Annotated in this window: 13 protein-coding genes; 11 read left to right on the top strand and 2 right to left on the bottom strand. The window is 61.5% G+C overall.

The features are described from left to right. Nucleotides 1-42: 42 nt before the first annotated feature. Complete coding sequence (locus ACO07T_RS05875) at nucleotides 43-954, bottom strand: pirin family protein (RefSeq protein ID WP_422048654.1); 912 nt, start codon at nucleotides 952-954, stop codon at nucleotides 43-45. Nucleotides 955-1,170: 216 nt separating this feature from the next. Between ACO07T_RS05875 and ACO07T_RS05870 the strand changes: the two genes are divergently transcribed. The 7 genes from ACO07T_RS05870 (at nucleotide 1,171) to ACO07T_RS05840 (ending at nucleotide 8,164) form a co-directional block, all read left to right on the top strand. Beyond that, on the top strand, nucleotides 1,171-2,796 hold the full coding sequence (locus ACO07T_RS05870; RefSeq protein ID WP_209081482.1) for a long-chain-fatty-acid--CoA ligase: 1,626 nt from the start codon (nucleotides 1,171-1,173) through the stop codon (nucleotides 2,794-2,796). A 52-nt stretch (nucleotides 2,797-2,848) separates the two neighbouring features. Beyond that, nucleotides 2,849-3,688 carry an alpha/beta fold hydrolase gene (locus ACO07T_RS05865; RefSeq protein ID WP_422048653.1) on the top strand — a complete coding sequence of 280 codons (840 nt, stop codon included), beginning with the start codon at nucleotides 2,849-2,851 and terminating at the stop codon, nucleotides 3,686-3,688. A 284-nt stretch (nucleotides 3,689-3,972) separates the two neighbouring features. Then, nucleotides 3,973-4,962 (top strand): NAD(P)H-dependent flavin oxidoreductase, encoded by a 990-nt coding sequence (locus ACO07T_RS05860; RefSeq protein WP_209065940.1) that lies wholly within the window; start codon nucleotides 3,973-3,975, stop codon nucleotides 4,960-4,962. After that, complete coding sequence (locus ACO07T_RS05855) at nucleotides 4,959-5,630, top strand: histidine phosphatase family protein (protein ID WP_422048652.1); 672 nt, start codon at nucleotides 4,959-4,961, stop codon at nucleotides 5,628-5,630. Before ACO07T_RS05860 ends, ACO07T_RS05855 begins: the two co-directional genes overlap by 4 nt. A 192-nt stretch (nucleotides 5,631-5,822) precedes the next feature. Further along, the gene (locus ACO07T_RS05850; RefSeq protein ID WP_422048651.1) at nucleotides 5,823-6,848 is read left to right on the top strand and encodes a phosphotransferase family protein; all 1,026 of its coding nucleotides are present in this window, start codon (nucleotides 5,823-5,825) and stop codon (nucleotides 6,846-6,848) included. Between the two features lies 1 nt (nucleotide 6,849). Then, nucleotides 6,850-7,626, top strand: a complete 777-nt coding sequence (locus ACO07T_RS05845) for an SDR family NAD(P)-dependent oxidoreductase (RefSeq protein WP_422048938.1) — start codon at nucleotides 6,850-6,852, stop codon at nucleotides 7,624-7,626. Between the two features lie 118 nt (nucleotides 7,627-7,744). Further along, entirely contained in the window at nucleotides 7,745-8,164 is a 420-nt protein-coding gene (locus tag ACO07T_RS05840) for a PaaI family thioesterase (protein ID WP_209089351.1), read from the top strand. Nucleotides 8,165-8,173: 9 nt separating this feature from the next. Here the strand turns inward: ACO07T_RS05840 and ACO07T_RS05835 are convergent, their stop codons facing one another. Further along, nucleotides 8,174-9,577 (bottom strand): aminotransferase class V-fold PLP-dependent enzyme, encoded by a 1,404-nt coding sequence (locus ACO07T_RS05835; RefSeq protein WP_422048649.1) that lies wholly within the window; start codon nucleotides 9,575-9,577, stop codon nucleotides 8,174-8,176. Between the two features lie 117 nt (nucleotides 9,578-9,694). Here ACO07T_RS05835 and ACO07T_RS05830 point away from each other — a divergent pair, with 117 nt between their 5' ends. The 4 genes from ACO07T_RS05830 to arsB all read left to right on the top strand — a co-directional run bounded on the left by ACO07T_RS05830 (nucleotide 9,695) and on the right by arsB (nucleotide 12,183). After that, a complete protein-coding gene (locus ACO07T_RS05830) occupies nucleotides 9,695-10,150 on the top strand; it encodes an Lrp/AsnC family transcriptional regulator (protein ID WP_209065933.1) in 456 nt (151 codons plus the stop codon). Between the two features lie 87 nt (nucleotides 10,151-10,237). Continuing rightward, nucleotides 10,238-10,570, top strand: a complete 333-nt coding sequence (locus ACO07T_RS05825) for an ArsR/SmtB family transcription factor (protein ID WP_209065932.1) — start codon at nucleotides 10,238-10,240, stop codon at nucleotides 10,568-10,570. 13 nt (nucleotides 10,571-10,583) lie between these two features. Beyond that, complete coding sequence (locus tag ACO07T_RS05820) at nucleotides 10,584-11,132, top strand: arsenate reductase ArsC (RefSeq protein ID WP_422048648.1); 549 nt, start codon at nucleotides 10,584-10,586, stop codon at nucleotides 11,130-11,132. Then, nucleotides 11,125-12,183: an ACR3 family arsenite efflux transporter gene (gene arsB / locus ACO07T_RS05815; RefSeq protein WP_422048646.1), complete on the top strand. Its 1,059-nt coding sequence runs from the start codon at nucleotides 11,125-11,127 to the stop codon at nucleotides 12,181-12,183. Before ACO07T_RS05820 ends, arsB begins: the two co-directional genes overlap by 8 nt. Nucleotides 12,184-12,215: the final 32 nt, after the last annotated feature.

Raw genomic sequence — 12,215 nt, 5'->3', positions numbered from 1 at the left:
CGGAGGGGTCTCCCCCTCCGCTTACTTGTTTAGGCGTCATGATCAATGCGCCGGTTTGATGAATGTGCCGTTGCGAAGCTCTGCAAAGGCCTGCTGCAGCTCCGCCTGCGTGTTCATCACAATCGGGCCGTGCCAGGCCACCGGTTCTTCGATCGGCTGACCTGAGATCAGCAGAAAGCGCACGCCCTGTTCGCCGGCCTGCACCGTGACCTCATCGCCATTGCCAAAGCGCACCAGCGTGCGGTCCCCGCTCATGTCGCGGATATTGACCTCTTCTCCGGCCACCTCTTTCTCCAGCAGAATGCCGGTGGGCTGGCTGGCATCGGCAAAGGCCGCATCCCCTTCAAACACATAGGCAAAAGCGCGCCGCCGTGTGTCAATCGGGAAGGTCTTCTTCACCCCCGCAGGCACGGTCACATCCAGAAACATCGGATCAGCGGCAATGCCATCCACCGGGCCGGTCTGCCCCCAGAAGCTGCCGATGATCACGCGCACCTTGGTGCCGTCATCCTCAAAGATCTCCGGGATTTCTTTGGCAGTCACATCCTGATAGCGCGGATCGGTCATTTTTAGGTCGCGGGGCAGATTGGCCCAGAGCTGAAAGCCGTGGTTCACCCCATTGGCGCCGGGGGTGGGCATTTCCTGATGCAGGATTCCACGCCCCGCCGTCATCCACTGCACATCCCCCGCACCCAGATTGCCGGTGTTGCCAAGGCTGTCCTGATGTTCCACCGCGCCGTCAATCACATAGGTGATGGTCTCGATGCCGCGATGCGGATGCCACGGAAAGCCCGCCTCATAGAGTCTTGGGTCATCGTTGCGGAAGTGATCCATCATCAGGAAGGGATCAAGTTCCTCAGGATCCTGAAACCCAAAGGCGCGATGCAGGTGCACGCCAGCCCCTTCCCGGGCAGGAATGGCTTTGCGCGTTTCCAAAACAGGTCTGATCGACATGATGTCTCTCCTTTCCTCCCCAAGGTAGGGCAGGCGGTGTGTCCTGAAAATCGCCAGCACCGCGCGCTCATTGTGCGGATCTGCACAGAAAAAACTTAACAAGTGCAACATCTTAGGTTGAGCGACGTAGCGGCATCTTTCAACCGCCCTTTCCTATACCTTGGCCTTGCGCGTATGGTCACGCGCGACAATACATTCACAGGCAGGGAGGCCTAAATGCTAGGGTCTATGATGATGCGTCCGCTCAACATCGCGGATATTCTCAAATTTGCAGCCGAAATCCACCCAACCGGAGAAGTCGTCTCTGTGCGCACCGAGGGGGATATCCACCGCCAGACATATGCCGAGATGGCCCCACGCGTCGCGCGTCTTGCCAATGCGCTGACAACACAAGGCCTGAAGGTCGGTGACCGCATCGCAACGCTGGCGTGGAACGGCTACCGCCACCTTGAGCTCTACTACGCGATCTCCGGTGCCGGCGGCGTTTGCCACACCATCAACCCGCGTCTTTCCGCGGAGCAGATGACCTACATCGTGAACCACGCCAAGGACACGATGCTGTTTGTCGACACCACCTTTGTGCCGCTGGTCAACGCCCTGCGTGCGCAATGGCCTGAAGGCCTCAAAGTGGTGGTCATGACCGACCGCGCCCATATGCCAGAGGGCGATTTCCTCTGCTATGAAGAGCTGCTTGAGGCGGAATCCGAGGAATTTGACTGGCCAGAGCTGCCGGAAGATACCGCCGCAGGTCTCTGCTACACCTCCGGCACCACCGGCAACCCCAAAGGCACGCTCTACACCCACCGCTCCACGGTGCTGCATGCCATGACCGTGGGCCTGTCGTTGCCCAAAGTCTGCCAGCCGGGCCGTCGCATCCTGCCGGTTGTGCCGCTCTTCCACGTCAACGCCTGGGGCCTGCCCTATATCGCGCTGCTCACCGGCGCCTCGCTGGTCTTCCCGGGCGGCGCGCTTGACGGGGAAAGCCTGTTCAAGCTGATGGAAGGCGAAAACGTCTACTCCGCATGGGGCGTGCCCACCGTATGGCTCGGCCTGCAGGGCGAGATGGAGAAACAGGGCCGCATGCCCAAAGGTCTCGAAGATCTGGTGATCGGCGGCTCGGCCGCACCGGCCAGCATGATCACCTATTTTGAGGAAAACAACGTCAACGTCTGCCACGCCTGGGGCATGACCGAGATGAGCCCGGTCGGCACCATGGGCAACCTGCCTGTGCATCTGGAAGACCACATCCTCGAAGAGCGCGTGGCGATCAAATCCAAACAGGGCCGCCGCATCTTTGGCGTGGATCTGAAAATCGTGGATGAAGACGGCAAGCGTCTGCCCCATGACGGCGAAGCCGCAGGCGAGCTGTTTGTGCGCGGCAACAACATCACCGCAGGCTATTTTGAAAACGAAGAGGCCAACGCAGGCGCCTTTGACGCGGATGGCTGGTTTGGCACCGGCGATGTGGCCACGATTGACGGCCACGGCTACCTCACCATCACCGACCGCGCCAAAGACCTGATCAAATCCGGCGGCGAATGGATCAGCTCGCTCGATCTGGAAAACACCGTGATGGCGCACCCAAATGTGGCCAACTGCGCAGTGATCGCCGTGGCGCACCCCAAATGGGACGAACGCCCGCTGATGGTTGTGGTGCCCTCTGCCGAAGGCAAGCCGGAGATCAGCGAGCTGATGGCCCTGTTAGAGGAGCACTTCGCCAAGTGGCAGCTGCCTGATGATGTGGTCTTTGTGGACGAGCTGCCGATGACCGCCACCGGCAAAGTCTCCAAGCTCACCCTGCGCAAGCAGTTTGCCGATTACAAACTGCCCGACATGGTGTGATTTGGCGCAAAGCCAGTTCATAACACTCAACGGTCACGCGTATCATGTGCGCGTGGCCGGCGACCCGCAGGCCCCCGTGCTCCTGTGCCTGCACGGCTTTCCCGAATACTCCGGCGCCTTTGATGATCTGATCCCCCATCTGGAGGAGCATTTCTTCCTCGTCGCCCCGGATCAGCGCGGCTACGGCCAAAGCTGGCGACCGGCAGAGGTGGAACACTACGCGCCTGCCGCGCTTGTCGCCGATGCCGCCGCCATCCTGAAGCACTACTGCTCTGACCGGCCCGCCGCGGCAGTGCTCGGCCATGACTGGGGCGCGGCCATCGCCTATGGTCTGGCCTTCCGCCATGCCGATCTGTTTGAGCGCCTGATCATCGCAAACGGGGTGCATCCAATCCCGTTTCAACGCGCTTTGGCTGCGGGCGGCGCACAATCTGCGGCCAGCCAATACATCAACTGGCTGCGCGCCGAAGGCTCCGAGGACCGGCTCGCAGAAAACGATCACGCCCGCATGATGGGCATCTTTTCCAAACATATGGACATGTCCTGGATGGACGGGGCCAAACTGGCCGCCTACCGCGCCGCCTGGGGCACAGCCGAAGAGGTGCGCGGCATGGTCAACTGGTACCGCGCCTCAACCCTTCAGGTCGCAGACCCCGGCACGCCGCTGCCAGCCGAGACGCTGCCCAAACTGCCGCCCCAAGCCCTGCGCGTGCCCATGCCGCATCTGCTCTTGTGGGGGGAAGAGGACACCGCGCTCCTACCGGAGTGCCATGCGGGCCTAGAGGATCTCTGCGACGATCTCACCCGCATCACCCTGCCGGGCGCAGATCATTGGCTCCTGCATCAAAAGCCTGCCGAGGTGGCCCGCCACATCCTGCAGTTTCTGCGTTAAGCCCCGGCTTCTCATTCCCAAAATATCCCCGCCGGAGGCATCCGGACATGGCCGCGCATCCCCGCCTTCCGCGAAGGCAAGCCCGTTGTGACGTCATGTTACTTTGCCATCCTCTTGTTTGAGCCGCCCGCACGCGGCTTTATCCTGCCACCAAGGCGTCGTGCGGTTTTGCGCGGCATCCGGAGGAGAGGGAGTGGCACGCAGCCCGCATAGGCTGCCTTGCCTCGCGTCGTGCTCCGGTGTCCGCAGAGATTGGCAAGACGCTGAGAAAACAGGAGTTTTTTATGTCTGGTGACCGCCACCTTCCCAAAGCGCTTCAGGGCCTGCGCATCCCCGCAGTGGCCTCTCCGCTTTTCATCATTTCCGTACCCGCACTGGTCATTGCCCAGTGTAAGGCAGGCATCATAGGCAGTTTCCCCGCACTCAACGCCCGTGAGGCGGCGGGAGACCACCCCCTTCTGGACACCTGGCTCACGCAGATCCGCGAAGAGCTGGACCGTCACAACCAGGAAAATCCCGATCAACCGGCCGCGCCTTTTGCGGTCAATCAGATCGTGCACCGCTCCAACGAACGTCTGGAGCGCGACATTGCGCTTTGCCACAAACATGAGGTGCCGGTCTGGATCACCTCGCTAGGCGCGCGCAAAGAGGTCAATGACGCTGCCCATGATTGCGGCGGCATCGCGCTGCATGACATCATCAACAACAAATTTGCCAAGAAGGCGATCGAGAAAGGCGCAGACGGCCTGATCGCAGTGGCCGCCGGTGCGGGTGGCCATGCGGGCTCCCAATCCCCGCTCGCGCTGATCAGCGAAATCCGCGAGTGGTTTGACGGCCCGGTGCTGCTCTCAGGTGCCATCGCCACCGGTTCTTCGCTGCTGGCCGCACAGGCCATGGGCGCAGACCTTGGCTATATCGGCTCGCCTTTCATCGCCACCAAAGAGGCCAATGCCGAGCAGGGATACAAAGACATGATTGTCGAGAGCGGCGCGGATGACATTGTCTATTCCTCGCTCTTCACCGGTGTCTGGGGCAACTACCTCAAAGGCTCCGTTGAGGCGGCGGGCATGGATCCGGATCGCCTGCCGGTGGGCGATGTCTCCACCATGGATTTTGGCACCGACCGCGACAAACCCAAGGCATGGAAAACCATCTGGGGCTCCGGTCAGGGCATTGGCGCGGTGAAAGAGGTCGGCACTGTGGCCAGCCTCGTGGACCGGCTGGAGCGCGAATATAAAACCGCCTACCAGCGTTTGCAGGACCGCATGGCATGAGCCAGATGTTCCACCTGATCCGCCACGCCCAGGCCAGCTTTGGCGCGGCGGATTACGACAATCTCTCAGAGCTGGGCCACCGCCAGTCCGCCGCCCTTGGCGCGGCTCTCAAGCGTCAGGGTGTGGTGCCGGATGCGGTGTTCATCGGCGGGCAGAAACGCCATCGCCAGACCTGGGAGGGCATCGAAAGCGCGCTGGGCACGGGGCTGACCCCGATTGTTGTGCCGGGCTGGAACGAGTTTGATTTCGCAGGGCTTCTGGAGGCGCGCTTTGCCGGGCGCGCCGACAAGCCGGCGGATCTGCACACCGACCGCAAAACCCACTTCCGCATCCTGCGCGACACGGTGCTGGAGTGGCAGCGCGACGAGATCGCAAACCCGCCCGAAAGTTTTGCCGCTTTCACCAGCCGCGTGCGCGAAGCCCGTGCCATTGTGGCCGCCTCCGGGGCCAAGACCCCGCTGGCGGTCAGCTCCGGCGGTGCCATCGGGCGCACGGTGGCCGATGTGCTTGATGCGCCTGCCGAACAGATGATCTTGCTGCAACTGCAGGTCAAAAACTGCGCCGTGGCGCGCATCGTGATGGCCAAGGGGCAGGAATGGCTCAACGGATTTAACGAAACCCCGCATATTGACGGGGCCAACGAGAAAGAGATGCTGACTTACAGCTGAGAGAGAACACGGGGGCGGGCATAGGGCACTTTCCAACAGAAGGCCGTGCCCGACCTCGGGAGGACGCGAAAGCGCCCTCCCAAGGGGGAGGTCGGGCGCGGCCGGTTTGCTGCGCACCCCGGCCATTCTGAAGCGCCGCCGCGCGTTTCGAGATCGGGCACAACGCCGTGTCTGATGCAAAGGGAGGAAACTATGGACGCAACCCAACTGGACACTGCCGCCGTTGCGCGCTGGCTGTCTGACAATCTGGATGGCTTTGCGGGGCCCATTGAGGCCACCAAATTCAACATCGGCCAGTCCAATCCGACCTTCCGGCTGGATGCGCCATCAGGCCAATATGTGCTGCGCCGCAAACCCCCCGGGGTGCTTTTGAAATCCGCCCATGCGGTAGACCGCGAATTTCGCGTGCAAAAGGCCTTGGCCGACACCGATGTGCCGGTCGCCAAAATGCATCTGCTCTGCGAAGACGATGATGTGATCGGCTCCGCCTTTTACGTGATGGACTATGTGGAGGGGCGCAATTTTGACGATCCCCGCCTCAAAGACCTCTCCAACGCAGACCGCGCCGCCGTGATCGATGAAATGGGTCGCGTGCTGGCCGCCATCCACTCGGTTGATATCACCGCCGTGGGCCTGTCGGACTATGGCCCAGAAGGCAATTATTTTGAGCGTCAGGTGGGCCGCTGGACCAAGCAATATCGCGCCTCAGAAACAGAAACCCTGCCGCAGATGGATGAGCTGATCGACTGGCTTGCGGCCAATATCCCAGCCGATGACGGCAAGCGCACGTTGGTGCATGGCGACTACCGGATCGACAATATGCTCTTTGCCAAAGACCGCGCCGAGGTGGTGGCGGTGCTGGATTGGGAGCTCTCCACCATTGGCCATCCTTACGCCGATCTGGCGGCGGTGATCATGCAGTGGCAGATGCCGCCGGGCCATGAGGGCCGCGGGCTGGCCGGTGTGGACCGCGCCGCCCTTGGCCTGCCCAGCGATGAAGACTTCATCGCGCAGTATTGCGCCCGCATGGGCCTACCGGGGATTGAAAAATTCGGCTTCTATCTGGCGTTTTGTTTCTTCCGCATGGGCGCGATCATCCAGGGCGTGAAAAAACGCGCGCTGGACGGCAACGCCTCTGATCCCGAACGCGCCGCCAAGCTCGGAAGCTTTGTGCCGATGTTCGCCATGGCAGGGCTGGAGGCCGCAAAACGTGGATAAGATGTTTCAGGATAAAGTGGTGATGATCACCGGCGCAGCCAGCGGCTTTGGGGCCATGGCGGCAGAACGTTTTGCCGCTCAGGGCGCCAAACTCGGCCTGTCTGACATCAACGGTGATCAGCTGGCCAATGTTGCGAAAACCCTGCGTGCCCAAGGGGTTGAAGTGGTCTCTGCCGCGGTGGATGTGTCCGATGAGGCGCAGGTGGCCGCCCATGTCAGCCACATTGCAGAGACCTTTGGCACCATCGACGTGGGGCTCAACAACGCGGGCATCGGCCATGATGTGCGCCCGCTTCAATTCCTCACCACCGAGGATTTTGATCTGATGATGAATGTGAATGCCAAAGGGGTGTTCCTTTGCATGAAGTATCAGATCCCGCTGATGCAGAAGGCCGGCAGCGGCGCGATCCTGAATGTGGCCTCAGCGGCGGGTCTGGTCGGTTCAGGCCATCTGTCGCTTTATGCGGCGGCCAAACATGCGGTGGTGGGCCTGACCAAGGCAGCGGCGGATGAGAACGCCACCCGCGGCATTCGCGTGAATGCGCTTTGCCCCTCGTTTTCAGCGACGCCGATGGTGGATGAAATGGCCGACATCGTGGGGGAACGGGCGGGCCTGTCCCGTGAGGACGCCATGACCCATATTGCCAGCCGCGTGCCAATGCGGCGCGTCTCCAAGCCTGAGGAGGTGGTGCAGGCCATGCTCTGGATCAACGCGCCCGAAAACAGCTTCATGACCGGACAGGCGATTGCCATTGACGGCGGTCTGACGGCGGTCTGACACATGTAACAACATAGGGCGAAGCCTGCCTGGGCTGGCGCGAATGCGCCTGCCGAGGGGCAGGCAGGCGCAGCCCCGGCGGTGCCGGGCAAAACCAACCTTGCGAAAGTAATGCCAAATGACCCACAAGCCCCTCGATCCCGCTCTGGAAGAAACCCCTTATGAGCTGCAAAAGCACCTCGGGTTTCGCATCACCCATTGGGATGTGGATTACGCCCGTCTGGAGCTGCCCATTGCACCGCATCTGATGAACCGCGCGGGTATTCCGCACGGCGGGATCTACGCCACGCTGCTCGACACGGTGATGGGCTTTGCGGGCTGCTACACCGGTGATCCGGCGCACAAACGACTGGCGCTCACGCTGTCGATGACCACCAATTTCCTCAGCCGTCCCAAGGGTCAGGGGTTGATTGCCGAAGGCTGGCGCACAGGCGGCGGCGCCAAAACCTTCTTTGCCGAAAGCACGATTTCCGATGAAACCGGAGAGATCATTGCGCGCGGCTCAGGTGCCTTCAAATACCGCGCCACCACGCTGTGACTTAAGAGATCAACCTGCCAGAGCCTGCGGGCTTTCCGCACGCCAACCCTGCGCCAGCTCCGCGACCGACTGAAGGATGAAATCCACGGTTTCATCAGACATCAGCACGCTCAGGTTCAGGCGCACAAACCCCGGCTTGCTCGCACCCGGACCTTGCAGAATATCGTCGCGGATATGCGCGGATTGCCCGTCGTCAATATCCAGCAGCGCATGCACATAAGGCCCCGCACAAGAGCAACCGCCCCGCGCCTGAATGCCATAGCGTTCTGACAGGGCGCGGGTGAAGGCGTTGTGGTCAATGCGCGTGCCTGTGCTGTCCAGCGGCACAAAGGAGAGAATGGGCAACCTTTCGGTTCGATCCGCCGCCAACAGGTGCAAATTGGGATTTGCCCTCCAGGCCGCGAAGGCTTTGGCTGTCAGCGCCGCATTGCGGCTCTGCATCTCTGCGCCAATCACCTCTTTCACGATCAGCGCCAGCGCCACGCGGATGTCACCCACCACATTGGGCGTGCCGCCTTCTTCGCGCTGGGCCAGCCCCGCCACATAGTCATGCTGATGCGCGTTCACAAAAGCCACGGTGCCGCCGCCGGGCCGATAGGGCACCGCTGCGCGCACTGCATCTTCGCGCACCACCAGCACGCCACTCGCGCCGGGCCCACCAATGCATTTGTGTGCTGAGAACACCAGTGCATCGACCTCAGCGCCCTCCGCTGGTGTCATCTGCATTGGCAGATAGGGCCCGCCGCCCGCATAGTCCCAGACCATCAGCGCGTCATAAGTTTTCACCAGCCGCGTTACCGCCGCCACATCCGTGCACACGCCGGTGACATTGGCCGCCGCGCTCATCGCCACGATGACACGCCCGTTCAGGCTGTGCTCCGCCAGAGCTTGCGTCAGCGCCGCGCGATCCGGGCCGGGCAGGGCGCCTTCTGGGATTTCAATGACCTGCGCGCCGCTCTCGCGCCAGGGCAACAGGTTGGAGTGATGCTCATAAGGCCCCACCAGCACCGTGTCGCCCGCGCCCACCTGCAGCATATGCACCAGTTGATTGAGGCCGGTGGTCGCGCCCGATCCGGCAAAGATCACCGCATGTTCGCCTTCGCGCGCCCCACAGTGCCGCGCCACCACAGCCCGCGCCCCTTCGCGCAGCTGCCCCATGCGCGCCCCGCAGAAAGAGGCATCGGTGTGGGTGTTGGCGTAGTAAGGCAGTACGTTTTCCAGAACGAAGCTTTCCACCTGCCGCAGCGCCCGACCAGAGGCGACATAATCCGCATAGATCAGCTTGCGCGGACCATAAGGCGTGTCGATCTGCAGATCCGCCCCAATCAGCCCGTCGCGCAAGCTGTCCATCGGCGCTGCGGCGGAGGAGAGCTGTGCAGCAAAGTGATCAAAGGGGGCGGTGAGCTTGGACATTGTGAGCCTCTTATCTATGTGTTTGATGTGTTTTACCTCGTTGGTTCGATGAAATTTGCCCCTAATTTTTCGAAATGGGTCGTATTTTGTTGTCATATGATCTAATCATTAGGTCAGATGGACCAGATTGATCGAAATATCCTTGATGTTCTGCAACGCGATGCCTCTTTGTCTCAGCGTGAGGTGGCTGAGCGTGTGGGCCTCTCTCAAAACGCGCTCTGGCGCCGTCTCAAGCGGTTGGAAGAGGAGGGCGTGCTGCAGGGCGCGCGCATGCGCATTGATCCGGCCGCGCTGGGCCTTGATCTGACGGTCTTTGTGATGGTCCGCACCCGCAACCATTCCGTGGAGTGGGCAGAGAGCTTCAAGCGCCATGTGTCCCTGATCCCGCAGGTGCTGGAAATGCACCGCATCGGCGGAGATTGGGACTATATGCTCAAGATCGTGACCTCGGGCATGGCGGGCTATGATCAGGTCTACCGCCGCCTCACCACCGGCTTTGAGCTGGATACGGTCACCGGCTATTTCTCCATGGAAACCATGCTCGAAGACCGCCCGCTCGACGTGCGTAGCTGATCCGGCACCCATCTGTCATCAAAGTTTCACGCACTGCAGGCAGAGACTCACTTGCATCTCGCTCTATATTTCCATAATTCGCGATATATGGATAAGTTATCAGCCCTCACGGCCTTTGCCGCCTTGTCTCAATCCACGCGCCTGGATGCGTTCCGCCTGTTGATCAAGGCGGGCGAGGCCGGCCTGACCGCCGGAGAAATCGCCGATGCGCTGGATGTGCGCCAGAACACCCTCTCGGCAAACCTCTCCGTGCTTTTGCAGGCCAACCTGCTGCGCAACCAGCGTGAAGGGCGCAGCATTCGCTATTTCGCCAACACCGACGGCGTGCGGGGGCTTTTGGGCTTCCTGCTGGAGGACTGCTGCGGCGGGCAGCCCGAATTGTGCCAGCCGCTGATCGAAGACCTCACCTGTGGATGCTAAAGGAGCCGATCCCATGTCGGACAAACGCTACAACGTCCTCTTCCTCTGCACGGGCAATTCCGCCCGCTCCCTTCTTGCCGAAGCGATTTTGCAGCGCGAGGCCATGGGCCGCTTTCGGGGCTTCAGCGCGGGCTCCCACCCCAAAGGCGCGCCGCACCCATACGCCATAGACCTGCTGCAGGGCCTCAACCACGACACAGGGTTTGTCCGTTCCAAAAGCTGGGACGAATTTGCAGGCGAGGATGCACCGGAGATGGACTTTGTGTTCACCGTCTGTGACCGCGCCGCCAAAGAAGACTGCCCGGTCTGGCCCGGACAGCCCGTGACCGCCCATTGGGGCATCCCGGATCCCAGCAATTTTGAAGGCTCTGAAGCCGAAAAACGTGTCGCTTTCGCCGAAGCCTACCGGATGCTCTACAACCGCATTTCGATCTTTGTGAACCTGCCGATGGGGCGTCTTGATACCGTGTCCCTCAGGCAGCAACTGGACGATCTGGGCGCATCGGAGCCGGTCGATATTCTCAGCGCGATGCGCCGCTACAGGGAGCAGAAGGATGTCTGATCACACCGCAGAACTGGACGCAGGCCTAGGCACTTTTGAGCGGCTCCTGTCGCTCTGGGTCGCCCTCGCCATTGCCGCAGGTCTTGCCCTGGGCCTCCTCATGCCCGGTCTCTTTGGTGCTCTTGCCAGCCTTGAGGTCGCCTCGGTCAACCTGCCTGTGGCGGTGCTGATCTGGGCCATGGTTTACCCGATGATGGTGGGCATTGATTTTGGCGCGCTCGCTGATGTGGGGCGCAAACCCAAAGGGCTGGTGATCACCCTTGTGGTCAACTGGTTGATCAAACCCTTCTCCATGGCGGCGCTGGGCGTTTTGTTCTTTGAATATATCTTCGCCGCCTGGATCGACCCGCAAACCGCCAGCGAATACCTCGCAGGCGTGATCCTTCTCGGCGCGGCACCCTGTACGGCGATGGTCTTTGTCTGGTCCAATCTGGTGCGGGGTGATGCCAACTACACGCTGGTACAGGTCAGCGTGAACGATGTGATCATGGTCTTTGCCTTCGCGCCCATCGTGGCCTTCCTGCTTGGGGTGACCAACATCACCGTGCCTTGGGAAACCCTGATCCTGTCTGCCGTGCTCTACATCCTGTTGCCGCTGGTGGCCGGTTACATCACCCGCAAGCGCCTCATGGGGCAGGGCGGTGAGGCAGCCGTTGAGGCTTTCCGCAACCACCTGCGCCCCACCTCTGTGGGTGGCCTCTTGCTGACGGTAGTGCTTCTCTTTGGTTTTCAGGCGCAGACCATCCTGAGCCAGCCTTTCAACATCCTGCTGATCGCCATCCCGCTGCTGATCCAGACCTACGGCATCTTCTTCATCGCATACGGTGCAGCCCGGCTCTGGAAAGTGCCGTTTGAGGTCGCCGCCCCCTGCGCGCTGATCGGCACGTCTAACTTCTTCGAGCTGGCGGTGGCCGTGGCCATCTCGCTCTTCGGCCTTGGCTCCGGCGCGGCGCTTGCCACCGTTGTCGGTGTGCTCGTGGAGGTGCCCGTGATGCTCAGCCTTGTCGCTTTCGCCAACCGCACCCGCGGCTGGTTTCCTAATTCACCGTAACCTTGGTTCGGGCTGCAAGCCCGGACCGCGCC

Origin of the sequence: Shimia sp. (assembly GCF_965227725.1) — a bacterium.
In the GTDB taxonomy this organism is placed as follows: Bacteria; Pseudomonadota; Alphaproteobacteria; order Rhodobacterales; family Rhodobacteraceae; genus Shimia.
The sequence above is the reverse complement of the archived record's forward strand: the minus strand, read 5'-3'. Positions and strand labels throughout refer to the sequence as shown.